26 protein-coding genes are annotated in these 24513 nt (G+C 65.6%); 11 read left to right on the top strand and 15 right to left on the bottom strand.

Annotated elements, in window-relative coordinates; all coding sequences use genetic code 11:
* Positions 1-159 precede the first annotated feature (159 nt).
* On the top strand, positions 160-921 hold the full coding sequence (locus tag IB229_RS17140) for a substrate-binding periplasmic protein (RefSeq protein ID WP_192331116.1): 762 nt from the start codon (positions 160-162) through the stop codon (positions 919-921).
* A gap of 70 nt (positions 922-991) precedes the next feature.
* Here the strand turns inward: IB229_RS17140 and IB229_RS17145 are convergent, their stop codons facing one another.
* Entirely contained in the window at positions 992-2113 is a 1122-nt protein-coding gene (locus tag IB229_RS17145; RefSeq protein WP_192331117.1) for a beta-ketoacyl-ACP synthase III, read from the bottom strand.
* 418 nt (positions 2114-2531) lie between these two features.
* On the opposite strand from IB229_RS17145, the gene IB229_RS17150 reads away from it, so the two are divergent.
* On the top strand, positions 2532-3143 hold the full coding sequence (locus IB229_RS17150) for a LysE family translocator (RefSeq protein ID WP_192331118.1): 612 nt from the start codon (positions 2532-2534) through the stop codon (positions 3141-3143).
* Positions 3143-3871 (top strand): substrate-binding periplasmic protein, encoded by a 729-nt coding sequence (locus tag IB229_RS17155; RefSeq protein WP_192331119.1) that lies wholly within the window; start codon positions 3143-3145, stop codon positions 3869-3871. The genes IB229_RS17150 and IB229_RS17155 overlap by 1 nt, the downstream gene beginning before the upstream one ends.
* Before the next feature lie 46 nt (positions 3872-3917).
* On the opposite strand, the gene IB229_RS17160 is transcribed toward IB229_RS17155, so the two are convergent.
* Positions 3918-4889 carry an aldo/keto reductase gene (locus tag IB229_RS17160; protein ID WP_192331120.1) on the bottom strand — a complete coding sequence of 324 codons (972 nt, stop codon included), beginning with the start codon at positions 4887-4889 and terminating at the stop codon, positions 3918-3920.
* A 252-nt stretch (positions 4890-5141) separates the two neighbouring features.
* On the opposite strand from IB229_RS17160, the gene IB229_RS17165 reads away from it, so the two are divergent.
* Together IB229_RS17165 and IB229_RS17170 are read left to right on the top strand one after the other, a co-directional pair.
* Positions 5142-5507 carry a hypothetical protein gene (locus tag IB229_RS17165; RefSeq protein ID WP_192331121.1) on the top strand — a complete coding sequence of 122 codons (366 nt, stop codon included), beginning with the start codon at positions 5142-5144 and terminating at the stop codon, positions 5505-5507.
* Positions 5508-5771: 264 nt separating this feature from the next.
* Entirely contained in the window at positions 5772-6038 is a 267-nt protein-coding gene (locus IB229_RS17170) for a DUF2790 domain-containing protein (RefSeq protein ID WP_192331122.1), read from the top strand.
* 52 nt (positions 6039-6090) lie between these two features.
* Here IB229_RS17170 and IB229_RS17175 read toward each other — a convergent pair whose 3' ends face one another.
* The 6 genes from IB229_RS17175 to IB229_RS17200 all read right to left on the bottom strand — a co-directional run bounded on the left by IB229_RS17175 (position 6091) and on the right by IB229_RS17200 (position 11223).
* Positions 6091-6525: a 3-isopropylmalate dehydratase gene (locus IB229_RS17175; RefSeq protein WP_192331123.1), complete on the bottom strand. Its 435-nt coding sequence runs from the start codon at positions 6523-6525 to the stop codon at positions 6091-6093.
* Between the two features lie 117 nt (positions 6526-6642).
* On the bottom strand, positions 6643-6996 hold the full coding sequence (locus IB229_RS17180) for a hypothetical protein (protein ID WP_192331124.1): 354 nt from the start codon (positions 6994-6996) through the stop codon (positions 6643-6645).
* Positions 6997-7184: 188 nt separating this feature from the next.
* A complete protein-coding gene (locus IB229_RS17185) occupies positions 7185-7622 on the bottom strand; it encodes an HIT family protein (RefSeq protein ID WP_192331125.1) in 438 nt (145 codons plus the stop codon).
* Positions 7623-7735: 113 nt separating this feature from the next.
* Positions 7736-9046, bottom strand: a complete 1311-nt coding sequence (locus tag IB229_RS17190; protein ID WP_192331126.1) for a tetratricopeptide repeat protein — start codon at positions 9044-9046, stop codon at positions 7736-7738.
* 31 nt (positions 9047-9077) lie between these two features.
* The gene (locus IB229_RS17195) at positions 9078-10181 is read right to left on the bottom strand and encodes a hypothetical protein (RefSeq protein ID WP_192331127.1); all 1104 of its coding nucleotides are present in this window, start codon (positions 10179-10181) and stop codon (positions 9078-9080) included.
* A gap of 148 nt (positions 10182-10329) precedes the next feature.
* On the bottom strand, positions 10330-11223 hold the full coding sequence (locus tag IB229_RS17200) for a DMT family transporter (protein WP_192331128.1): 894 nt from the start codon (positions 11221-11223) through the stop codon (positions 10330-10332).
* 134 nt (positions 11224-11357) lie between these two features.
* Here IB229_RS17200 and IB229_RS17205 point away from each other — a divergent pair, with 134 nt between their 5' ends.
* Both IB229_RS17205 and IB229_RS17210 read left to right on the top strand, forming a co-directional pair.
* Positions 11358-11822, top strand: a complete 465-nt coding sequence (locus IB229_RS17205; RefSeq protein WP_192331129.1) for an Lrp/AsnC family transcriptional regulator — start codon at positions 11358-11360, stop codon at positions 11820-11822.
* Positions 11823-11951: 129 nt separating this feature from the next.
* Entirely contained in the window at positions 11952-13394 is a 1443-nt protein-coding gene (locus IB229_RS17210; RefSeq protein WP_192331130.1) for a SulP family inorganic anion transporter, read from the top strand.
* A 106-nt stretch (positions 13395-13500) separates the two neighbouring features.
* On the opposite strand, the gene IB229_RS17215 is transcribed toward IB229_RS17210, so the two are convergent.
* Positions 13501-14151, bottom strand: a complete 651-nt coding sequence (locus IB229_RS17215; protein WP_192331131.1) for a TIGR04211 family SH3 domain-containing protein — start codon at positions 14149-14151, stop codon at positions 13501-13503.
* Between the two features lie 270 nt (positions 14152-14421).
* Between IB229_RS17215 and IB229_RS17220 the strand changes: the two genes are divergently transcribed.
* Together IB229_RS17220 and IB229_RS17225 are read left to right on the top strand one after the other, a co-directional pair.
* Positions 14422-15258, top strand: a complete 837-nt coding sequence (locus tag IB229_RS17220) for an AraC family transcriptional regulator (RefSeq protein ID WP_192331132.1) — start codon at positions 14422-14424, stop codon at positions 15256-15258.
* A 50-nt stretch (positions 15259-15308) separates the two neighbouring features.
* Complete coding sequence (locus IB229_RS17225; protein WP_192331133.1) at positions 15309-15908, top strand: LysE family translocator; 600 nt, start codon at positions 15309-15311, stop codon at positions 15906-15908.
* Here the strand turns inward: IB229_RS17225 and IB229_RS17230 are convergent.
* The 5 genes from IB229_RS17230 to IB229_RS17250 all read right to left on the bottom strand — a co-directional run bounded on the left by IB229_RS17230 (position 15905) and on the right by IB229_RS17250 (position 21133).
* A complete protein-coding gene (locus IB229_RS17230) occupies positions 15905-16807 on the bottom strand; it encodes a serine hydrolase domain-containing protein (RefSeq protein ID WP_192331134.1) in 903 nt (300 codons plus the stop codon). The genes IB229_RS17225 and IB229_RS17230 overlap by 4 nt on opposite strands.
* Positions 16808-16848: 41 nt before the next feature.
* Positions 16849-17385, bottom strand: coding sequence for a DUF3087 domain-containing protein (locus IB229_RS17235; RefSeq protein WP_192331135.1), 537 nt, complete (start codon positions 17383-17385; stop codon positions 16849-16851).
* Between the two features lie 109 nt (positions 17386-17494).
* Positions 17495-17722 carry a DUF3079 domain-containing protein gene (locus IB229_RS17240; RefSeq protein WP_192331136.1) on the bottom strand — a complete coding sequence of 76 codons (228 nt, stop codon included), beginning with the start codon at positions 17720-17722 and terminating at the stop codon, positions 17495-17497.
* 103 nt (positions 17723-17825) lie between these two features.
* Positions 17826-18923: a GGDEF domain-containing protein gene (locus IB229_RS17245; RefSeq protein ID WP_318652118.1), complete on the bottom strand. Its 1098-nt coding sequence runs from the start codon at positions 18921-18923 to the stop codon at positions 17826-17828.
* Between the two features lie 134 nt (positions 18924-19057).
* Positions 19058-21133 (bottom strand): HD domain-containing phosphohydrolase, encoded by a 2076-nt coding sequence (locus IB229_RS17250; protein WP_192331137.1) that lies wholly within the window; start codon positions 21131-21133, stop codon positions 19058-19060.
* Positions 21134-21264: 131 nt separating this feature from the next.
* Here IB229_RS17250 and IB229_RS17255 point away from each other — a divergent pair, with 131 nt between their 5' ends.
* Together IB229_RS17255 and IB229_RS17260 are read left to right on the top strand one after the other, a co-directional pair.
* A complete protein-coding gene (locus tag IB229_RS17255; RefSeq protein WP_192331138.1) occupies positions 21265-21717 on the top strand; it encodes a FecR domain-containing protein in 453 nt (150 codons plus the stop codon).
* 14 nt (positions 21718-21731) lie between these two features.
* Positions 21732-22331: an OmpA family protein gene (locus tag IB229_RS17260; protein WP_192331139.1), complete on the top strand. Its 600-nt coding sequence runs from the start codon at positions 21732-21734 to the stop codon at positions 22329-22331.
* Between the two features lie 14 nt (positions 22332-22345).
* On the opposite strand, the gene IB229_RS17265 is transcribed toward IB229_RS17260, so the two are convergent.
* The gene (locus IB229_RS17265; protein ID WP_192331140.1) at positions 22346-24445 is read right to left on the bottom strand and encodes a CHASE2 domain-containing protein; all 2100 of its coding nucleotides are present in this window, start codon (positions 24443-24445) and stop codon (positions 22346-22348) included.
* Positions 24446-24513 lie beyond the last annotated feature (68 nt).

Here is a 24513-nt window from a genome sequence, read left to right on the forward strand (position 1 = left end):
TCAGCCTATCCAACCGATGTCGGGGCTGGCGATCGAGCCCAGTCGGGCTGTAATGAAACCATCGCATGACTTTTTGCTGGCCCTCGACACAACACCAGCGGGATACTGGCCCGGCAGCGTCGCCGCCCCCGCTCTTCGCCGATCTGCCCGGGAGTTCGTATGTTGCATTTCCTGCGCCTTCTCGCACTGAGTCTGTGTCTACCCGTTAGCGCCATGATCCAGGCCGAAACGCTGATTTTCGGCGACGAGAACTACCCTCCGGTTATCTACCTGAATGCCGATGGACAACCGGCCGGGCTGCTGGCCGAGGTGCTCGGCCACTTTGCCGCGCTCAGCGGCGAACCCGTCAACCTGCGCCTGTACCCGTGGAAGCGCGCCTACGCTAGCGCCTTGAGCGCCCAGGGTGGTGTCATCGGCCTGTCGAAGACCGACGAGCGTCTGGCGCTGTTCGACTACTCCGCGCCGATCTACGACGACAACATCAACGTGGTGGTGCTCAAGGGCCGCGAATTCGCCTTCGCCAGCCTGGAGGACCTCGCGGGGCGCAAGATCGGCGTACAGCTGGGTGCCAGCTACGGTTCGCAGGTCGATGCCGCAATCGCTGCCGGGCAGATCGTCGTCGAAACCGACCAGACCCACGTGGCGCGCATGCGCAAGCTGTTGCACGGACGTGTCGATGCGGCCTTCCTCGGCAACGGCAAGCTGGGCCTGCAGACATTGCTGAAAAGCGACCCGGAGTTGGCCGCGCACCAGGATCGCTTCGTCATTCTTGAGCGGCCCCTGGTGCACGATTCGCTGTACCTGGGTTTTGCCAAGTCGATGAACAAGCGCGCGTTCCTCGCCGAATTCAACCGGGCGCTGGAGGACGCGCGAATCCGCCAGGGCCTCTCCGGTCTGATCGACACCACCGCGCAGCCCTGAATCATTCGCGCGCAAACAAAAACGCGGAGGCATCTGCATGCCTCCGCGTCCGTCGTGCTCGTCGTGCGAATCAGTGCTTGCGCAGGATCACGCTGCCGATCGAGTAGCCGGCGCCGAACGAGCTGAGCACGCCCAGGGTGCCGCTCGCCAGGTCGTCCTGGTACTTGTGGAAGGCGATCACCGAACCGGCCGAACTGGTGTTGGCGTAGGTGTCGAGGATCACCGGCGCCTCGTTCGGCTCGGCATCGCGGCCGAGCAGCTTGCGCGCGATCAGCAGGTTCATGTTGAGGTTGGCCTGGTGCAGCCAGAAGCGCTTCACGTCGGCCACATCGAGCTGGTTCTCCTGCAGGTGCGCGGCGATCAGCTCGGCGACCATCGGGCAAACGTCACGGAACACCTTGCGGCCTTCCTGCACGAACAGCTTGTCCGGCGCCCCGATGCCCTCTTCCGCGGCGCGGTTGAGGAAGCCGAAGTTGTTGCGGATGTTGTTGGAGAACTGGGTCAGCAGCTTGGTGCCGACGATGTCCCACTGGTAAGCCGAGGTGGCCTGGTCGGCGCGCTCGATGATCACCGCAGTGGCGCCATCGCCGAAGATGAAGTGGCTGTCGCGGTCACGGAAGTTCAGGTGGCCAGTGCAGATCTCCGGGTTGACCATCAGGATCGCGCGGGCCTGGCCGGTCTGGATCGCGGTGGTCGCCGCCTGGATGCCGAAGGTAGCCGAGGAGCAGGCCACGTTCATGTCATAGCCCCAGCCCTGGATGCCCAGGGCCGCCTGCACTTCGATGGCCACGGCCGGGTAGGCACGCTCGAGGTTGGAACAGGCGACGATCACGCCGTCGATGTCGGCGACGGTACGGCCGGCACGCTGCAGTGCCTGCTTGGCGGCCTCGACGGCCATCTGGCAGAGGATGCCCCACTCTTCATTGCTGCGCTGCGGCAGGCGCGGGGTCATGCGCTGCGGGTCGAGAATGCCGGCCTTGTCCATCACGTAGCGGCTCTTGATGCCGGATGCCTTCTCGATGAAGGCCACGCTGGACTCGCTCAGCGCCTCGACTTCACCGCGCTCGATGGCGGCGGCGTTGTCGGCGTTGAATTGCTGAACGTAAGTATTGAACGACTGCACCAGCTCCTCGTTGGAGATGCTGTTTGCCGGGGTATACAGGCCAGTGCCACTGATTACGGCTTTGTGCACGGGGCGTTCCTCTTGTTCTGGGTCGGCAGGCGACCAGCTAGGCGTTGGCCCGCGCCGAGCGGCGGCAGGCGGAAATTCGTTGGCAAGCAAACGGCAGGGACCTGACAGTGGCACGCCGCGCGTCGAGCCGCAGAGTTTGCCACAGGCCAGTGGCTCGCGTCCGCCCGTCAGACAAGCGCGAGCCCCGGTGTCCCGTTGTTAGAAGAAGATGTCGCTCGCGCTGACAAAGGCACACAACACGTGGAAGAAAGTGGCGATCTGGCCGCCAAGTTCGCCGACAAGGCCGCGAAGTCTGGCGCTCTCGGAGCGTCCTTTCAGGCGCGCCAACGTGTCGCAGCGCGGGGGCGGCCACCGCAGGGCTGTAATAGGCCGGCGAGTCGGATTACAGTCGGGCCTCCTCCACGTCGGTAACGCGTCCATGGCCCTGCACACCTGGCTCATCTATCTCACCGCGGTTCTCGGCCTGTCGCTGACGCCCGGGCCCAACGGCCTGCTCGCCTTGACGCATGGCGCAATCTACGGGCACCGCCGCACGCTGTGGACGGTCAGCGGCGGGATGCTCGGTTTCGTGCTGCTGATGGCCTTGTCGATGTTCGGCATCGGCGCCCTGCTCAAGGCGTCGGCCCATGCGCTGGTGGTGCTCAAGCTGTGCGGCGGCGCCTACCTGATCTGGCTTGGCATCCAGCTCTGGCGCTCGCCACCGCTGCACCTCAGCGCGCCGACCGACAGCCCGCTGCGCTCCGGTCCCGCGCTGTTTCGCCAGGGCCTGCTCTCGGCAATTTCCAATCCCAAGGTGATCCTGTTCTTTGGCGCCTTCCTGCCGCAGTTCCTCGACCCCAGCGGCGACCTGCTCCTGCAGTTCCTGATCATGGCCGGCACCTTCGCCGTGGTCGAAGGCCTGGTCGAATACCTGCTGGCACGCCTGGCACATCGCGTACGGCCCTGGCTGGAACGCAGCGGCAAGGGCTTCAACCGCTGCTGCGGCAGCCTGTTCGCCCTGATGGGCGCGGCCCTGCCGATGACGCGCTGATGCGGCTGCTGCCGCTGATCGTCCTGGCACTGAGCGCCCACGTCACGGCCGAGGAACGGCCCCTGCGCTTCTCCGTGACCGAGAGCTGGGCCATGCCCATGATCCGCATCGAGAACGGTCAGGCCACCGGCGGCATCCTCTACGACCTGCAGCACCGCCTGGCGCAGAAGGTCGGCCGACGCGCCGAACTGCAAGTGATGCCGCGCATGCGCGTGCAGCAGATCATGGTGCGCGGCGAGATCGACGTGCGCTGCTACGTCAACCCGGCCTTCCTGCAGGAGTCGCATTACCAGTACATCTGGAGCGTGCCGTTCATGAACCAGCGCGACGTGCTGGTCAGCCGCAGCCAGCCACCGCAGGACCTGCACCCCGAGCAATTGCCCGGCCATGCCATCGGCACCGTGCTGGGCTTCACCTACCCGCGGCTCGAGCCGCTGTTCGCCCGTGGCGATTTGCGCCGCGACGATGCGCGCACCCAGCACCTGGTGCTCGACAAGCTGCTGGCGCACCGCTACGACTATGCGGTGAGCAACGACAAGTCGCTGGAGTGGTACAACCGCCACCAGCCGCCCGGGCAGCGGCTTTACGAAAGCAGCGAGCTGGGCAACGACCTGATGTCCTGCATCGTGCGCAACGAGCCGGACGTGCCGACCATGCAGCTGCTGCGCGCCATGGTGCGGATGAAGGAAGACGGCGAGTTCGACGAGATCCTCTCGCGCTACCGCTGACGCGCCGCCCTTGCGCGTTGCCGAGCCACCCGTTCCGGCGCACCGCTCATTTCGGAATTGGCGCATCCACCGGCAGGATGCCCTCCTCGCGCAACGCCAGCCAGAACTCCAGCGGGATCGCCGCACCGAGCTGCTCCATGTACTGCGCCGGACGCTCGGCCGTGGCGGTGCCGGGAATCACCGACACCACTACCGGATTGGCCAGGCAGAACTGCAACGCCGCGGCGCGGGTGTCGATCTGGAAGTGCTGGCACAGGGCTTTCAACCGCTCGGTCCTGGCCCGCACGTCGTCCGGGATGCTGCCGTATTCGTAATGCCCGCCACCGGCCAATACACCGGAGTTGAACGGCCCGCCGACGACGATGCCCACGCCACGCTCCAGGCACTGCGGAAACAAGGTGTCGAGCGCCTCGCGATGGTCGAGCACGGTGTAACGCCCGGCAAGCAGGACCACGTCCGGGTCCGACTGCTGCAGCGCCAGGCGACAGGGCTCGACCAGATTCACCCCAAGTCCCCAGCCCTTGATCAGCCCCTCCTCGCGCATACGCGTCAGCTCACTGGCCGCGCCCTGCATCGCCTCGGTGAAGTACTCGCGCCACTGCGGCCCGTGCTGGTCCTCCGACACGTCATGGATGAACACCACATCGAGTCGCTCCACGCCCATGCGCTGCAGGCTGTCTTCCACCGACCTGCGCGCGCCGCTGGCGGAGTAATCGAGGATGCGCCGGTTGGGCAACTCGTCGACGAAGGGCTTGGCGTTCTCCGCCCGTTCGGCCGACTCCAGCAGGCGGCCGACCTTGCTGCTGAGCAGGTACTCGTCACGCGGCTTGTCGCGCAGCAGGTGGCCGAAGCGCTCTTCGGCCAGGCCCGCGCCGTAGTGCGGCGAGGTGTCGTAGTAGCGGAAGCCGGCGCTCCAGGCAGCCGCCAACGTGGCATCGGCCTGTTGCTCGCTGACCGGGTGGAACATGTTGCCGAGCGGTGCACCGCCCAGACCGATACGGGGCAATTCGATACGCATGGCGCCTCCTCCGGCATCCGTGACTGTCTTTCAGGTGACAGGGCCACGCCGGGGTTGGTTTAGGCTCGCGGAGTGAAGGACGACTGCCGCCGAGGCGCGGCCCTTGATTACCGGCTCCTGCAGGGCGATGCGTCTAGCGCGCCGGCTGGCGCCATACCGGCGGAATGCGCGGGGAAATCGCCTGAACTTGCCGCGCGCCGGCCTTCTCTACAGCTCTGTAGAGGCGCCTGCCTCATCTGCCTGGAGAGACCCATGAACAAGTTCCTGTTGATCGGCGGCCTGACCGCCTGCCTGCCCCTGCTGGCCACGGCCGACGAAGACATGCACAAGGAGTTGAACGGCCTCAATATCGAGACCTCGCTGAGTGCGGTCGCCTCGGCGAACAACACTGGCAGCACCACCGCCAGCGGCGACGGCACCCACGTGCTCAAGGTAACCAACCACAGCGACCAGGTGGTCGAGTGCCACGTCCAGCCTGGCCCCAGCGACAGCCCCGACCCACTCGGCGAGCGCGCCACGCTGCAACCGGGCAAGGGCGCAACCCTGCGTGTGGACGCACGCTCCACCGGCAACAGCATCGACGCCAAGCTGGTCTGCGTCCCTGCACACACGATGTGACCACACGGCATCCGCCCCGCGCGAGCGGATGCCGTCCCAAGTCCTCGACTGCCCCGTGCACTGGCCGCGTGCCTATCGACCCTGGTGATGCTTACTAGCAGGCGCATCGATTTTTTCCGGCTGCCTGGCGATGTTCTTATTGGCCCCGTGAAGAGCGACACCGCGCAAGCCTGCCGCAGCGACCCGCCCTCCGAAATGGAGTGGCCCCTCCGCTGCCAGCGCTCGCGCAATCACGCCCCAATGGATTTCGCCGAGGACCTGACCATGAAAATCGCATCGATCGTTTCTGCCGTAATTTCCAGCCTCGCACCGATGGCCTTCGCCGACGACATCGGCAAGCCGGGCGCAGGCGTAGCCGCCGTCGACTACCACTACGGCATGCAACTGGACATCCAGAAAGTCCTGCACCGCACCGACAACTCGGACAAGACCGGCGTCGTGCCAACCGTCGTGGTCTACCAGGACGCCGACGGCGACGTACACAAGGTGCGCTTCCTCGAGTGGGGCGGTAAGACCAGCCAGCAAGGCTGAGGCTGAAACGAAAAAGGGCTCGCCATGCGAGCCCCCTGGTTGCCTGCCCTCATCAGCGCGACAGGGTTTTCTCCGGCAGGATGTCGAAGCCGGAACTGTTGCTGCTCTCGATGCGGAAGAAGTATTCCCCGCCAGCCTGCACCGGCACCGCCAGTTCGCGTCGCAGCCGGCCCATGCCGCACAGCGTGTCATCCTGCTCATCGATACCGATGCCCACCACACGCGTGCCCACCGGCACCTGGAAGCGCGCCGCCTCGCCCATGCCGATACGCGCCGCCACCTTGTAGTCGACCTTGAAGGCGATGTAGCAACCAGCGCCCATGCCGCCGAAGTCGCGTTCGATCGCCACCGTGCCGCCCTTCTCCAACGGTTCCTGATAACCGAGCAGGCGATCCGCCGGCACCGGCTTCAGGTGCTCCGGGTCTGCCGGGAAGGACGAGCAGCCAGTCAGAACCAGCATCGGCAATAGTGCACAAATCAGTCGCATGAAGCCCTCCTTGGGCAGATGACGGACGCCTGAGTATTGGCGCTGCGGCCACGATCAACAAGTCGTCGAAAGAAACACGCAGATGGGAGCGCAAGCGACCGCGGCAAGTTCCAACTCTCAGCCACTGATGTTCTTCGGCCGGCCGATCAGGCCGCTGTCGAGGAAGCGCACCAGTGCCCGTGCCACGTCCGCCACACTGGCCTCGGGATGCTCACCGCAATAGGCGCTGATCCACAGGCGCCGCTGGCCTTCATCGAACTCCTGCAACAGGTCGTCCTCGCCCGCCAGCTCTTCCCGGTAGTCATATAGATAGCCCTCGACCCACAGCGCCACGGCATGCACCTGGGGCGAGTCGGGTCGCTGGATCTGGTCGATGGTGCGGCATTGCAGGCCGGCGAGCGCCGAGGGTTCGCCGGCGAGAACCGGCTGGGCGAGCAGCGAGGCAAAAAGCAGAGGCAGGAGCAGTTTCATGGCAGCGCGATCCGTGGCAAACGGGAGCGACGCCGACGGCGCGCCGCCCCATGTGGACAACGAAATCGGCCAAGGTTCTGCGCAGCGGCCAGCAGTGTTTGCGCCCGCGACCACAGCGCCATGCCGCGAGGGCTCTAGCCTCGGCTCCGCCCCGTAATCGACGACCGTCGCGAAAGGGGCAGCACGGCTTAGCCGTTGATACGTTTCACCAGCCGCGCCTGGAGCTTTTCCAGCTCCGCCGGGTCGGCCTTGCTGCTGGCATGCATGCCCAGCTGGTCGCCGTCGAAGCGCGGCACGATGTGCATGTGGATGTGGTACACCGTCTGGCCCGCCGGCGCGCCGTTGAACTGCGCCACCTGCACCCCGGCCGGCTGCAACTCGTCGACCAGCACGCGAGTCAGCTTCTGCACCGCCAGCACCATCTTGGCCAGCGCGTCCGGGTCCACCTCGAGGATGTTGCGCGCCGCGCTGCGCTTGGGGATCACCAGCGTGTGGCCGAAGGACTGCGGGAACACATCGAGGAAGGCGAGCACATCGTCGTCCTCGTACAGCGTGTAGCAAGGGGCCTCGCCACGAATGATCTTGGCAAAGATGTTCTGCGAATCGTAATCGCCGAGCAGGCTCATCAGGGTTCTCCGTTACCGATTTGTCGTGGGCGAACCATACCGGCTCCGGCGTGGCTTGCAACAGGGCACGGTTGATCGGAGCGCCGCCCCGCAGCGAAATCGGCTACGGCTCATCAGTTGAAGGCCGCCGCCTTCTTCTTCCACAATGCGGCCTGTTGCTTGTCGACCGGCAGCCCGTGCATGCCGAATTCATAGCCCAGGCTCAACGCTGTCATTGCCGGGCCGAAGCCATGATCGGCCGACTGGCGGTAGAGGGCCTCGGCTTGCCCGCTCTTGTCATTGGCAGCCAGGAAGTACTCGCCGATTCCCGAACCGCCATCAGCCCCCCGCTGGTAGAAGTCCAGGGCGCTCGCCAGGTCCTTGGCCGGACCGTACTGACTGAAGTGACCGAGCAGCGAAATGGCATCCGGATCACCCAGCGCGCCGTCGCTTCCGGCCTGCGCCGCTTCGCGTAGCAGCTGGGTGCCGCGCCCTTCCCGCAGATCGACACCACCACGCTGGAAATACAGAATTTCGCCCACCAGTGAACGGGCATAACGATTGCCGCTGGCAACGGCCGGCTCCAGCGACTCGATGGCCTTCTCGTGCGCCCTGCCAAAACCCTTCTGGCCTTTCAGCGAGAGCCTGGCCAGCACGACCTGGGCCCTGACGTTGCCAGCTTTCGCGGCCTTCTGTGCCCAGCTCCGCGCCTGCTCGAGGTCAGCGGCGGCGCCCCAGCCGTGGTAGAAGAAATCGGCGATGGCCCCGCTACCGTCCATATTTCCCGCTGCGGCAGCCTTGCGGTACCAGTCCAGCGCCTTGCCCCGATCGTGACTGACACCTATCGCGGATTCATAGCGGTAGCCGAGTTGATACATCGCCTTGGCATCACCCGCCTCGGCCTGCGTGCGCAATTGGCCGGTGGCCTGTTCCTCGGCCAGCCTGGCCTGGGCCACACGCTGACGCTCCACCTCGGCCTGCTCCCGCGCCGCGGCCTCGCGCTGCGCTGCGGCCTGCTGTTCCTGCTTCTGCCGCTCGGCCTCGCGCTGCGCGGCCAGTGCCGCTTCCTGGCGCTGACGCTCCGTCTCCAGCTGGCGTTGCTGTTCCTGCTGCTTGAGGGCATTGGCATTCAGCTGCGAGCTGCCGAACTCGACATCGATGCGTTTGGCCGTGCCAGCACCAAGGCGCAGCGTCTTCTCGAACACGCGCTCACGAGCACTGTTCACGACCTTGACGACACGAAGCTCGACCGTGCCTGCGGCAACCTCGGCATCCAACGAGCACTCGCCCTTGAACTGGCCATTGATGTACACCTCCGCGCCGTTGCCCTTATCGTCGCAACTGATGCGCAGCAAGGCCGTATTGGCGGCCTGCAGGTCAGCGGATAGCAGAAGGCTCAGGCTGGCAAAGCCAAGCAGTGAGGTGATGCCGACGGATGTGCGCATGGTGTCGTGATGTTCCCAAAGTGAGTGGGTTTCAGCGGCTGGAGGTCGGGCGCCTCTTTCCGGTGTCCGCTGCCTGGTAGTAGGTCAAGCAACCCCAGCTGTACTGGTTATTGGACGTGCCACAGATACAGTCGGTCCTGGCCGTGACGGTTACATACCCCCGCCCCTCTTCCTCGGCCAGCTTGGTCGTCTGCCGGTCTTTCGCGATAGCGCACGCCTGTGTCCGCGTTTCCCCCGTGCCACTACCAGACCCCATCCAGGGTGCGATGACATGCCCCCAGCTCATGACGCTGTCGGGATACTGTTCGTAAGGGTTGCGTTCGGTGATGTCCGCTTTGCTCTCTTGCCTCGTCGGCTCCACCGCCTTGACGGGGGTGGTCGTGGAGCGAAGGGTGAGCGCGGGCTGCTGCCGTGCCTCGCTAAGCGATGCCTCGCCCTGCTGGAACGTTTCAGCCTGCTGACGCGCACGCTGTTCGTCGAGCCGCTGCTGACGGCGGCGCTCGGCTTGCGCGCTGACATCCGCCTGCAGCTGCGCCTGACGCTGCTCCAGCGCCATCCGTTGCTCGGCGTATTGCTGCTGCCTGTCGGCCACGACAGCAGCCAGCTCTGCCTGTTGCTGCTGAGCCTGGGCAATACGGTCATTGGCCGCCTGCTGCTCGGCCAGCTGGTTGGCCAGAGACTGATTCAGCAAGGCACCGAACAAGGCGATGTTCTGCGCCGTGCTGGCACCGCTATCGCTGTCCTGGTACGCCAGTTGCTCGGCCTGCCTCTGCGCAGCTTGCAGGCGCTCCTGTTCCTGTTCGATTTCGCGCTCGCGCTGGGCCAGCAATGCCGACTCTTCACGGGCCTGCTCCTGCTCGGCCAGCAGGTCAGCCTGCACCCGTTTCACGATCGCCTTGTCAGTCGGGGTATTGGCTCGCCGCGCCGCCAGCTGAAGCCGCTGCTCCACGCAGCTGTAGTCGCGGTTGATGATGCAGGTTTCCGCCTTGTCGATGGCCTCGTCGAAATCCATCTTGTCCAACCGGTCGAGCTGGTCGGCCAGGCGCCGCAGATCGGTATCGGCATGGGCAGGCAGCACCAGGCAGGTTGCAGAGAAGAACAACGCGGCGGGCAGGTGCTTCACGAACGGTTTCATCCGAGTCCCTGGAGAGCAGAAATGGCAGACGGCCATCATGCCCTAGTTCATCGGCCGGAGCGACGCCTGAAGCACCGACAAACAGGGTGGTTCCGGGCATGCGTCAGACGTCTCGCCATCCCCGGCAACGCCTTCAAAGCCATCCCGCTCACGCTTGTCGCACAAGCCGCGGCGCACGCCACAGTGACCAGCCCAGGGTCATGCCGGCTGCTGCCAGCAGGATCGCGGCAATACCGAGCAGTTGCAGTGCCTGCAGGTGGTGGTCGAAGGCCAGGTAGTCGACCAGGATCGCCACCACCGGGTAGATGAACGACAGCGTGCCGGTCAGCGCGGTCGGCAGCTTCTGGATCGCGCCGTAGAGCAGGATGTACATCAACCCGGTGTGCACCACGCCCAGGGCGATCAGCATGGCCCAGGTGCCGGCGTCGCAGGGCAGGCTGCTGAAGTTGGCGAACGGCGCCAGCATCAGTGTGCCGACACAGACCTGGATAAGTGCGATCAGGTGCGGCGGCGTGCCCTTGAGCTGCTTGGCCACGATGGCCGCCAGGGCATAGAAGAATGCCGCGCCGAAGGCCAGCAGCATGCCGCTGAGCGGGTCGCTGCCGCCCGTGCCGTGGCCGGGTTTGGCCTGCACGATCAGCAGCACGCCGATGAAGGCCAGCACCAACCAGGTCAGCTTGCTCGCGGTCAGGCGCTCGGCGAAGAACAGCGCGCCCAGGCCAACCAGAATGAACGGCTGCGTGTTGTACACCGCCGTGGCGATGGAGATCGACGCGCGCGGGTAAGCGGCGAACAACAGCAGCCAGTTGCAGACGATGGCTACGCCGCCCAGCGCGGCCAGGCCGAGCAGGCGCGGCGTCAGCGTACCGCGCAGCAAGCCGAGGGCGGCGCAGACGGCGAGCAACACCGGCGCGCCGATCAGGCAGCGCCAAAACACCACGTCCATCACCGGTTGTCCGGACATCACCACGAACCAGCCGATGGTTCCGGAAATCACCATGGCAGCGGTCATCTCGACCGTGCCGCGCGCCGTGCTGTTCATTGAATACCCTCCTGCGTGAATCAGGTGGATAAATTATTCTGTGGCGCGCGGCTTTTACATGACCTAAAAAAGGCACAGCGATAAATAAACCTAATTTCCTTAGCCAGATCGGCGAATTTTCGGAGAATCGAAAAATGCTCGACGATACCGACCAGAAAATCCTCGAAGTGCTGCTGGCCGACTCGCGCGTGTCGCTCAAGGAACTGGCGCGCCAGGTTGGTCTGTCCTCGCCGAGCGCGTCCGAGCGCCTGCGTCGGCTGGAGGAGCGTGGGGTAATCCGCGGCTTCACCATCGAGATCGATCCGCGCGCACTGGGCTATCAGCTGCAGGCCATCGTGCGGATCAAGCCGCTGCCGGGCATGCTGCACGTGGTGCAGAAGCTGATCGAGGACACCCCGGAGTTCTGCGAGTGCGACAAGGTCACCGGTGACGATTGCTACATCGTGCGCCTGCACGTGCGCAGCATCGACCAGCTCGACCATATCCTCGACCGCATCGCCGACAAGGCGCAGACCAGCACCGCCATCGTCAAATCCCAGCCGATCAAGCGCCGTCCGCCGGGCATCGGCCAGCGCAGCGCCAAGGCACCGGGACGCTGACAGCCGCAGCGGCGACAGGGGAACTGGCCCTGGCGCGCGCGATTCCTTACTATCCGCAGCCTTTCCGCCCTGCCCGTCCGCGCCTCGCCCGCCGCGCCGGGGCACAGCCGCTTTCGCCTCAGGTACTCCATGAAAATCGCCCGTCTGCGTGCCGACATCCTGGCCGGACTCACCTCCTCCTTCGCCCTGGTGCCCGAATGCATCGCCTTCGCCCTGGTGGCGCAGCTCAATCCGCTGATGGGGCTGTATGGCGCGTTCATCATCTGCACCATCACCGCCCTGTTCGGCGGCCGACCCGGAATGATCTCCGGCGCGGCCGGCTCGATGGCGGTGGTGATCGTCGCGCTGGTGGTGCAGCACGGCGTGCAGTACCTGTTGGCCACAGTGCTGCTCGGCGGGCTGCTGATGATCCTGTTCGGCGTGCTGCGCATGGGCAAGCTGGTGCGCATGGTGCCGCACCCGGTGATGCTCGGCTTCGTCAACGGCCTGGCCATCGTCATCGCCCTGTCGCAGCTGGAGCACTTCCATGAGGGCGAAGGCTGGCTCAAGGGCACGCCGCTGTACTGGATGCTCGGCCTGGTGGCCCTGACCATGGCGGTGGTCTACCTGCTGCCCAAGCTGACCCGTGCGGTGCCACCGGCGCTGGTGGCGATCCTCGGCGTCGGCCTGCTGGTGCACTTCCTCGACCTGCCGACCCGTACCCTCGGCGACATGGCGCAGATCGCCGGCGGCCTGCCGCAGTTCGCCCTGCCGGACATCCCGTGGAACCTGGAAACCCTGCGCATCATCGCGCCGTATGCGGCGCTCATGGCCCTGGTCGGCCTGCTGGAAACCCTGCTCACGCTCAACCTCACCGATGAGATCACCCAGAGCCGTGGTCACACCAACCGCGAGTGCGTGGCCCTCGGCGCAGCCAACGTGGTGTCCGGCGCGTTCGGCGGCATGGGCGGTTGCGCGATGATCGGCCAGACCGTGATCAACCTCAGCTCCGGTGGCCGAGGCCGGCTGTCCGGCGTGGTCAGCGGGGTGATGATCCTGCTCTTCGTGCTGTTCCTCTCGCCGCTGATCGAACTGATCCCGCTGGCCGCGTTGGTCGGGGTGATGTTCGTGGTGTCGCAGCAGACCTTCGCCTGGGGCTCGCTGCGCGTGCTCGGCAAGGTGCCGGCCAACGATGTGCTGGTGATCGGCGCGGTGACGGTGATCACCGTGCTCACCGACCTGGCCACCGCCGTGCTCTGCGGCATCATCGTCGCCGCGCTGAACTTCGCCTGGCACCACGCCCGCGAGCTGTACGCCGACACCGACGAACAGGCCGACGGCAGCAAGCTGTACCGCGCCCACGGCACGCTGTTCTTCGCCAGCACCACGCCCTTCCTCAATCTGTTCGACGTGGCCAACGATCCGCAGCAGGTGACCCTGGACTGCCGCCACCTGAGCTTCGTCGACTACTCGGCCATCGCCGCGCTGAAGACCCTGCGTGAGCGCTACGAACGCGCGGGCAAGCACCTGCGCGTGGTGCACCTGTCCGAACGCTGCAAGCAACTGCTCAAGCGCGCCGGCGCCCACGACTGAGGCGATAAGCGCCTTCGGATCAACGTTGCGCGCGCCGCCGTAAGGTGCGCCAGGCGCACCAGCAAGCCCGCAGATGACCTCTGCTGCGCACTGCGCCCGGCAGGTGCTACACCCAGCCGTCGTTGCGCTTGCGCCGCACGCGCAGCATGGTTGGCAGGACCAGCCCGAGCAGCAGGCCGGCGCCACCGATGCTGCTGCCGTAGACCATATAGCGCATCAGCACCTGCTTGTTCTCGTCGCCCAACTGCGCCTGGGCCTCGCGCAGGTCGGCCTGGGCCTGGGTGAGCTGGCTGTCCAGGTCGCTGCGGGCAGCCTGCAGCTCGTCGATCAGCGCCTTGCGCGAATCCAGCGTCTCCTGCATGCCCTGCACGCGGGTCTTCCAGGTGTCGTCGATGCCCTTCAGCTCGGCGCCCAGGTCGGCGGCCTTCTGCTCCAGCTGCGGCAGACGCTCGGCCTGGCCGGGCACGCTTTGCAAGTCACGGGTGGCAATCCACACGCTGTCACCGTTCTCGCTGCGCACCTGGCTGTAGTCGCCTTGGCTGCGCAACAGCTCGACCTTCTGCCCGGAGGCGAGCGAGCCGACGATGCGGTAGCCATCGGTGGGGCCGCTGCGCACGTAGGTGGTCAGGCTGTCGCTGATCCAGCGCACCTCCTCGGCACTGGCGTCGGTCGTCCACAGCGAGCCCAGCATGCAGGCCGCTAGTACGGGGTAACGCAGGGTGAAGCGAGAAACAGAAAACGGGCGAAAAACAGGCATGGGGCGATCTTCACTAATACAGAGGAATGAAGCCCGCAACACGGGCGTGATGGCCGCCGGCCACCTCACGCGGTAGGCAAAACGCCCCGACCGGGCCGACTGCTGACAGACCCTGCATAACCAGCAGAGTTCAGCGACCGCCCCGCGCGCCGACCACTAGCGCCAGTACCTGCAGCCCTTCCGCAGCGCGGCCCTTCTGCACAAATGTTCTAAACCCCAGGCCCCGGATCGCGCTAAGGTCACAGTCCCTTCCCCCGCCCGGAGCGCCCCGTGAGCACACGCAACTGGATCGACTTCACCCAGGATGCCGACACCGGCATCGAGTCGATCCGTGCCCACTTCGAGGGCCACGCCTACGACCCGCACTGGCACGACAGCTACCTGGTCGGCGTCACCGAACAGGGCGTGCAGCAGTTCAATTGCCGGCGCGAGAAGCACCTGAGCACGCCGGGCAAAGTGATCCTCCTTGAACCGGGGGAGATCCACGACGGCCATGCGCCGACCGAGGAAGGCTTTACCTACTCGATGCTGTACATCGACCCGCAGTGGCTGGAGCGCGAGCTGCACGCGCTGTTCGAGCATGCGCCGGCGGACAGCACGCCGAGCTTCGCTAGCATCCTCAACAGCGACAGCCGCCTGGCCGGCGCCATCTTCCGTGCCTTCCAGACCCTGCACGAAGGCGACCTGCGCATCGTGCGGCAGACCGCAATCGACGACCTGCTCGGCACCATGACCAGCCGTCTGCAGTGGCGCAAACGGACGAATCCGGACCCACGCCTGCCGCTGGTGGCGCAACGCGCGCGTGATTACCTGCACGCGCATTTCGACCAGGACATCGGCCTCGACGACCTGGCGGCGGCCTGCGGGGTGGATCGTTTCCGTCTCAGTCGCGCCTTCAAGAGCGCCTTCGGTCTGGCGCCGCACGCGTACCTGATCCAGCTGCGCCTGGCCAAAGCACGCCAGCGCCTGGCCCGTGGCGACAACCCGGCGGATGTCGCCAGCGCGCTGGGCTTTGCCGACCAGAGCCACCTGGGCCGCTGGTTCCGCCGCGCTTACCGGCTCACTCCCGCCGACTACCGTCGCCGCTGCTCAAAGCTTCCAGACTGACCCGCCGGCGCAAGGGAACATGGCGCATCCCCAACCGGAGACGCCACACCATGCAATCGCTCTTACCCTTCCTGCTGTTCGCCTTCGTCGCCACCATCACGCCGGGGCCGACCAATATCCTGGCGCTGAGCCACGCCGCGCGCTTCGGCCTGCGCGCCACCTGGCCGCTGGTGCTCGGCGCCTGTATTGCGGCGGCGCTGATCGTGATGCTGGTCGGGCTGGGCCTGGGCGAGGCGCTGCTGCGCTACCCACGCGTGCAACTGGCGATGAGCTGGCTCGGCGCACTGTGGCTGAGCTGGCTGGCCTGGCAGCTGTGGCGCAGCGCGGCCACGCCGCTGAACACCGAGGCCGGCGGCCAGCGTGAACTTGGGCCGCTGGGCGCGGCGCTGCTGCAGCTGGTCAACCCCAAGGTGTGGATGATGGCGGTCGCGGTGGTCAGCGTGTTTGCCGCCGACAGCCCGGACAAGGCTGCTCGGGTAGCACAGCTGTCGCTGATCTTCCTGCTGATGGCATTGCCGAGCATGAGCGCCTGGGCCCTGCTCGGTGTCGGCAGCGCGCGGTTGCTGCAGTCACCCAAGCGCATGCAGTGCTTCAATCAGGTGCTGGCGCTGCTGCTGTTCGTTTCGACCTGGTTGGCCCTGCTGCTCTAGGCGTGCCCTGACGACCCGCCGAGAGCAACCGCAGCGCTCAGCTGGCGCACCACCTCGGCTTCAACCACCCCTTCTTGTTCATCCGTGGCGAACACCGCGCAGGTGGCCGTGCGCTCGCCCTGCGTGCAGTGGTACACCGCCACCACGCTGCCCGGCCCGCAGCCGGTGTGGCCGCTGAGCAGCAGGCCATCCTCCGCGGGGCCTTGCATCAGGCCGAGGGCATAACCCGGAGCGGTCCACGGTCGCCCGGGAATCGGCCCGCCCAGCACACGGACGCTCTGCATCTGCTGCAACAGGTCGTCCGGCAGCAGGTCGCCACGCAGCAGGCAGTCGAGGAACACCGCAGCCTCGCCGAGCGGCCCAACCAGCAGGCCGTGGTAGACCCAGCCGGGGTGATAGCGGGCAGCGCTGCCCATGTTCACGGTCTGCAGATCAGCCGACGTGCGCGCCAGGCGCACCTGCGCCAGGCCGAGCGGGGCGAACGCTCGCTGCTGCAGCGCCTGCTCCAGCGCCAGGCCGGTGCTGCGTTCGATGAGCCGTACCACGTACAGGTAACCGACATTCGAATAACGCCAGCCATTGCCCGGCTCGTAGCGCAGCCGCGTGGCATCGAGGCGCTGCAGCATGCTCTCGGCCGACCAGGGCGGGTCGTGCCGGGCGACGGCAGCATGGTAGTCGGCCAGCTCGCTGTAGTCGGCCAGGCCGGCCTCATGGCGCAGCAACTGGCGCAGGCTGAACGGCCCTTCGGCGAGTGGTTCGTCGAGGTCGAGCAGGCCATCACGCACCAGTGTCAGCGCCGTGCTGGCCAGCACCGTCTTGGTGAAGCTCCACCATGGCACCCACTGCGCAGGCGACGTGGCGGGCAGAGGGCAACCATGGGCGATGAGGGAAATGTGCATGCTCGGCTGACTCGACAGAGCGTTGGAAGGTGGGCGCCGACTCAGGCGCCCGTCTGCTTCACGGCGTCCAGCCACTCGCCCTCGAGCCGGTTCTGCTCGGGGTCGAGCCCCAGCGCCAGCATCGCCTCGCGGTGCTCATCGATCTCGCGAACCATCTGGCTCAGCTCGCTGGTGTTGCCGTCCAGCAGGTGCATCTGCGTCACGCCCAGGTGGTAGAAGCGCAGCAGCTTCATCGCCGCCGGGTCGCCAGCCGCCACACCGGTTTTCACGTGGTGCATGACGTTGGTCACGCGCATCAGGCTGCGCTTGAGGCGCCAGCCGTACACCGCCGGCGCCATGAACGGCCGCGGCCACAGGTACAGGCGCACCACCGCGACGGTCGTCGCCAGGCCGGCGAGCACGCCGATCAGGTTCCAGCGAAAATTGTCGCCGCCCGGCGTGCCGAACAGCTTCACCGTGACGGTGGACAGCAGCAGGGTGAAGAGGATGAAACCGGCGGCGAGGCACAGCGTGATGCGGCGCGTCTGCTGGCGGTAGGTTTCGGGATTCGTGGGCTGGATTTCGAACAGGCTGGTCATGGCGATCCCGGCGGATAACGGAAGGTCGCCACCATGCCTGATCAGGCCCGGTGGGTCGAGCCCGGTGACGGCAAACCTTGACGTGCATCAGTCACGACGCCGCGCCCATTCAGTCGCCTTCACGGGTCGTCGCGATCAGCTCGACATGCCTGGCACCGGGTTCGACGCCAAGGCCCGTATCGCCGAACAGGTGCCAGTCGTCACCGAAGGTTTCCACTGGGTGCATGGTGCGCTCGGCGCCGTTGCCACAGGCCAGCGAGCCGACCGGGCAATACAGGTCGCATCCCCAGCAGATGCGCTCGGGATGGGCCGGATGCAGGGGGAATTTCTTGGCCATGCTGCGCCTCGTGCAGGCTGCGATGGACACAGCCTACGCCGCGCGCTGGATCGGCCCTTGATCTGGATCAGCCGCCGGCCAGCACATGACCTGCAACGGGCGCTTAGTGCACTTCGATGCGGTCGCGGCCGTTTTCCTTGGCCTTGTACAACGCACGGTCGGCGCGATCGAGCATGCCCTGCGGGCTTTCATCGCCGCAGAACTGGGTGATGCCGAAACTGGCGGTCTTGCGCAGCACGGTGTCGAAGTCGAACTGACGGATGCGCTCTTGCAGGGTGATCGCCGCCGCGCGCGCCTGCGTTGCGTCGATTTCCGGGAGGATGATGAGGAATTCCTCGCCGCCCAGGCGACCGACCTTGTCGATGCTGCGCACGTTGTCGCGCAGCAGCCGGGCGAACTGACGCAGCACGCTGTCGCCCACGGCGTGGCCGTGCTGGTCGTTGACCAGTTTGAAGTGATCGATGTCCAGCAGGATCACCGAGAACGGCGTGTCGTAGCGCTGCGCGCGGGCGATTTCCTCGGCGAAGAACTGGTCGATGCGCACGCGGTTCCACAGCCCGGTGAGGCCATCGAGACTGGCGCTCAGGGCCAGCTGGCTCTGGTGCAGGAACATGACCTTGTGCGCCTTCTCCATGACCAAGCCGCACAGCAGGCCGAAGGAGAACGCCGCGAGAATCCACAGGAAGTGCAACTGCTCCACCACCGCCTGCATCACGCCGGCCAGCGTGACGGCGAGCAGGACCAGCACGGAGATCGACGCTGTCACCAGGGCCTGGCGCAGGGTCAGGCCGGAGACGGTGAAGGTCCACATCAGGTTGAGGTACAGCTCGGGAACGAAGTGGGCGAAATCGGGATTGCCGGCGTTGAACCCCAGGTTGGCGATCACCGCGCTCACCGGCGCCACGCCCAGCAGCACCAGCATCCAGCGCTGCGCACCCTCGTAGAAGCTCATCAGGCCCACGGCGAGCAGCGCCAGCGGCACCAGCACGCCATGCACCAGCAGGCGCAGGTCGTGGTGATCCGGCGCCACCCGCTGCTCGATGGCGGCGTAGATGAAATACAGCACCGTGGTCAGGAAGGCGACGGAGCGGATCTGCGGCAGTTTGGCCTGCCGGTACCAGCGGGCAAATTCCTGGTGCGTCGCCACGGGCAAGCCGTGCAACGGGTCCAGCGACCGCATCAGCCTATCGATCACACTCACCGGGAACTCCTGTCCAGTGGCCAGATACATACCGTTCAGGGACGGTTCATCCATATCGGCCGTTAGCGCCCAGGCATGAGCTCAAATTGCCATCACAGCGCATGACGTGTCGCAACAAGCTGCACCTACCGCACTCAGACTGGCACGCCACACAGGTATTTTTCGATATCGAGTTCGTCGATCTGCTCGGGCCGCAGATGGCGCTGCGCATAGCGCAGAGGCAGGCCACTGCGCAGGAACAGGGCAAACAGGTCGGCGTCGATATGCCCCTTGTCTCGCAGGTTGGCGAGGATGCCCACCGACTCGGACAGGGTCTTGGCCTTCTTGTAAGGCCGATCGGAAGCGGTAAGTGCCTCGAAGATGTCGGCAATGGCCATGATCCGGGCGGGAATCGACAGGCTGTCCCGGTCCAGCTTGCGCGGGTAGCCGGTGCCGAGCAGGGTCTCGTGGTGGGTGCCGGCGTATTCCGGCACACGCTTGAGGTTGGCCGGCAGCGGCAGGTATTCGAGCATGACGATGGTCTGGATGATGTGCTCGTTGATCTTGAAGCGTTCCTCCGCCGTCAGCGTGCCGCGGCTGACACTGAGGTTGTAGAGCTCACCAAAGTTGTAGAGGTGTTCCGGCACGCTGATCTGGAAGCCGTACTTCGGATCGAGCGCCTTGCTCGGCGGGCGCGGAAAGATGTGCTGCGGCTTGTCCGCCAGTAGCCGTTCAGTCGCCGGCAGCGGCACCGGCGGCAGATTCTGGATGCGCATGGTCTCGTCCTGGGACAGGCCCAGTCGATCGTCGAAATGCCGCTGCCAGGTGTGCTCGCCAATGCGTTGCAGCATATCGATGCGCTCTGGCGCCATCAGCTCACTGCCGATATTGCAGTCGGCAACGAAGGCAAACTCGTCCTGCAATTGCTGGAACCGGCGCTGGTACTCGGCATCGGCAACGGCCTCCGGGACACCGTCTCGGACGGCCTGCAGGCGGGCAATCTGCGCATCGCGCAGGAGCACCTCGAAGCGCATACGCACTTCGTGGATACGGTTGTAGATGGTCTCCAGCTTGGTGGCCTTGTCGACCACGTGCTCCGGGGTGGTGATCTTGCCGCAGTCGTGCAGCCAGGCGCCGATACGGAACTCCCGCCACTCGTCCGGCGTGTTGAAGCGGAATTCCGCCAGCGGCCCCTCACTGACTTCACAGGCCTCCTCGGCCAGCATCAGCGCGAGTGCCGGCACCCGCTCACAATGGGCGCCGGTGTAGGGGCTCTTGGCGTCGATGGCACCGGCGAGGATCTCGATCATTGCGTCGATCAGCGCATTCTGCGCATCCATCAGGTTCTGGTTTTCCAGGGCCACCGCAGCCTGGGATGCCAGGGCCTCGATGAAAGACAGTGACTGCTCGGAGAAAGCCACGACCTCACCGCTGTGCGGGTCCAGGGCGTTCATGAACTGCAGCACGCCGATGACGTCATCGTGGCGTGCCGCCAGCGGCACGGTGATCATCGATACGGTGCGATAGCCGGATTGGGCGTCGAAGTGGCGCGTGCCGCTCAGGTCGAAACGCGCTTCGGCGTACACGTCGTCGATCACCACGGTGCGGTTGTGCAGTGCGGCATAGGTGGAAACGTGGGCTTCGTTGGGCGCACCGCTGAGGGGATCGTGTAGCGCGATCTCATCGGCCGGCAGCGTGTCATCCATGGAACGCAGGGCGAAACGCAAGGTGCCGTGACCGGTCTTCAGGTACATGGTCGCGGCTTCGGCGTTGCAGATCCGCTTGCCCTCCATGAGGATGTGCCGGAACAGCGCCTCGCGGTCACGTTCGGACGACAGCAGCAGGCCGTTTTCCACCAGGCTGGAGAGCTTCGACTGCGACTCTTGCAACGCCTGGGTCTGGCGCTGCAACGCGGCTTTCATGCTGCCGTGATTGCGGCTCAGGCAATCGACTTCGTAGAACACCGAGCCGCCTGGCGCGGGGCCGGAGAAATCCAGTTCACGGATGCGTCGGGTATCGTCGGCCAGGCTATCGAGGGTGGCATTGATGTTCTGCAGACAGGCCAGGGCCAGCGGCAGTGTGCACAGCAGGATGAGGATGCTGAGATACAACACGTGCAGGGGCGCCCAGCCAAATACCAACGCCAGTGCAGGCAGCAGTTGCATCACGAAAAACGTGGCGAGGACGATTGTCCAGTTCTTCAAGCGCAGCTTGAGAGGTCCCGAGGTCATACAGCGGCCTGCCTTAAATTCCTTTTTGATCGAAATAGTGGCAATTCATGACGTTTGGATCTTGTATAACCATATCGTGCAGAATTTGACGTCAATTCACCTACGGAATCGATGCCAGCAGGGAGATTACTATGTTTGCTTTGAAAAGAATCGGCTTCTATCTGTTCGCCAGCCTGCTGATGTCGCCCGCCCTCTCGGCTGCAGAGCAAAAGCCGATCATCGGCTATGTGATGAAAGTGCAGGGGGAAGCCTTCGTCCAGGAAAATGGCCAGCTACAACCCGCCGTCGTGGGCACCCCCCTGCACCTCGGCAGCCTGCTGAAAACCGGACCAACGGGCTCCATGGGCGTGACCCTGGAAGACAGCACGGTGATGTCCGTCGGGCCCCAAAGCGAGTTGTCCATCGACGCCTACGCGTTCGAGCCCAGCCAGGACTCGTTGCAGCTGAGCGCACGAATCACCCGCGGCACGCTCAACTACATCTCCGGCATCATCGCCAAGCTCAAGCCCGAAGCCGTGCAAATCAACACTCCGACCGGAACCATCGGCGTGCGGGGCACTCACTTCCTGGTCAAGGTCAGCTGAGTTAGACGCCAAGCATGCTCCGGTCCTTCCAACGCGGGTTGTTCCTGCTGTTCTTCGCCCTGCTCGCCTCCGGCTGCGCGTCGAGCAAATCCTATGTGGTGCTGATGGAAAGTCCGGACGGCAGCACCGGCGCGATCGTCGTCGAGACGGCCAAGGGCGTGACGCGCATCGACAAGCGCCAGCACGGCGTGGCACTGGATGGCGCGGACATGCAGACCTTCGCAGTGGAGCGCCCGCGCATCGACAAGGATTTTGCCGCAGCCATGGCGGCGCAGCCGGCCTTACCAAAAAGCTACCAGCTGTACTTCAAGACCGGCGGCACCGCACTGACCGAGCAGTCGCAGATCGCCGTACAGGATCTGTTGCAGACCTTGCGCGACCGCGGCCCCTCGGCCGTATCGGTGATCGGCCATACCGACACCACCAGCGGCAGTGCCTGGAACGAAAAGCTCGGGTTACGCCGCGCGCAGCATATCGCCACGTTGCTGCAAGCCGCCGGCCTGCAGGCACTGGAGCTGATCGTCACCTCGCATGGCGAAAGCAACCTGCTGATCCCCACTCCCGATGAGACGCCGGAACCGAAGAACCGTCGGGTGGAAGTCACCATCCGCTAGCGTTTTGCGGGCATCTACTTGCGGGTCATGACGAACGAATCGCCCCGCTCCCCGGCACGCAGGCGCCCGGTATGGAAGGCCACCAGGCCATCATCGGGGCGCTGCTCATGCAGAAGCTCGAATGCCTCACGGGCACCTGCGGCATCGTCCGCCAACAGGCGGTAAGCCGCCTCGTAGAGGTCGTCCCGTTCACCGCCGATGCCCGCAGCCTGCAGCGGTTCGAACACCCGCAATGGTTGCCGCTTGCCCTTGAGCAGCACCTTGCCGACCGGCCGCATCGGCACCTGCGCGCACTGCTGGCGAATCACCTCGGAAACGCACAGGGCCGTGCCGATATGGGCGTTCAGGCCTTCGATGCGCGAGGTGGTGTTGACCGGATCACCGAGCGCGCGGTAGTCGAAAATCGTCGAACCGCCGAAGTTGCCCACCACCACCTCGCCGCTGTGCACGCCGATGCGCGTCTGTCCAAAGCGGACACCACGCGCCTGCAACTCGGCCGCATAGCGACGGGCGAAATGATGGATTTCCAGTGCACAGGCCAGCGCCCGCGCACAATGGTCCGGCTGCGCCAGCGGCGCGGAAAACATGATGGCCACCGCATCGCCAACGATACGGTCGAGCGTGCCTTCATGGCGAAACGCGATGGCGATGACTTCGTCGAGGTAGGCATTGAGCAAACTGACTACCGCTTCCGGCTCCTTGCGCTCGACCATTTCGGTGAAATCGGTGAGGTCGGTGAAGACGAAGCTGCAGGTCTGGCGTTGGCCGCCCAGAGTCAGCTGGCCGGGGTTCTCGACCAGGTGCTTGACCAGGTTGGGTGACACGTAGCGCGAGAACGCCTGACGGATCCAGCGCTGCTCCCGTTCGGCCGCCATGTGGCGGATCAGGCTCGCGGCGATGAAGACCAGCGCCAGGCCGAGCGCCGGGGTGAACAGGTCGAGCAGCAGGCGTTGACTGCTGAAGGCATACCAGGCCGCGGCGTTGAGCCCGACGAGAAGACCGAGGACGAGCAGTGCCGAAGCCAGCGCCTGCAGACGTAGCGCCAGCAGGCACACCAGCAGGCCGCCCAGAACCAGGCTCAGCGCTTCCACGGCGATGGCCCAGCCCGGCCGCTGCAGGTAACTGCCGGTGAGGATCTGCTCCAGCGCCTGGGCATGCACCTCGACACCGGGAATGATCCCGCCGAGCGGGCTGAAACGCAGGTCCTGCAACCCTTGGGCGGAGGTACCGACAATCGCGATGCTGCCCGTCAGCGCCGCTGGTGCCTGCCCTGCCAGCACCTGCCAGGCGGGCACCGTGCGCGGGCCGTGCGAGCGGCTGAAATGCACCCAGAGTTCGCCCTCGGCGGTAGTCGGGATACTCAGGCGACCAATATCGATGCGTTCGACGCCCGCCGCGCCGGTCAAGGTGCGGTAGTGCGCGGCTCGCTGTTGCAAGCGCAGGGCCTCGGCAACCAGGGAGGGGCGAACAGCCTGGTCGACGCCGACGAGCAGCGGCACTCGACGCACCACGCCATCGCTATCGGGTCGGAACGTCAGCGTGCCGCTGCCGCTGGCCGCCTGCTCGAGCAATGACAATGGCCGGATCGCCCCCTGGAATGCGGGGAGATGACCGAGTACCGGGCCGCCTAGTTCGACCAGGCCGAAGCGGCTCAGCGGCAAACCGGCAGACGACGGTTTACGTTCGAGGGCGAAGCCCAGCACCACCTTGCTGCGCGCGATGGCCGCAGCAAGGCGGGCATCATGACGGGGCAACGCGGCAAGTTGCTCCACGAGAGCGGCTGGCAGGTCGTCGCTGCGCATCAGCGCCTCGGGCGAGGTGCGGTCGGCCTCGGCGAAGAGCACGTCGAAAACGATGACTGCGGCGCCCGCTGCCTGCAGATGTTCCACCAACGCGGCGACCTGGGTGCGCGGCCATGGCCACTGGCCAATGCGCTGCAGGCTCTGCTCGTCGATATCGATGATGCGCACCGGCACGTCCTGATGCACCCGTGGCTGCCAGCGCTGGTATTGGTCGAACAGCGCGGTACGCAGGTTTTGCAACGGCAACGGTTGCCAGAGGAACACCGCCAGGCAAGCCAGCACAACCGTCAGGCATATCAGTACATTCGGCATGGAAGGTCGTGAATGGGGCACGGGGTCGTCGGCTCCGGCGGGACGGAACACGGCGCCTGACGAGCAGG

Origin of the sequence: Pseudomonas sp. PDM14 (assembly GCF_014851905.1) — a bacterium.
Classification (GTDB): domain Bacteria; phylum Pseudomonadota; class Gammaproteobacteria; order Pseudomonadales; family Pseudomonadaceae; genus Aquipseudomonas.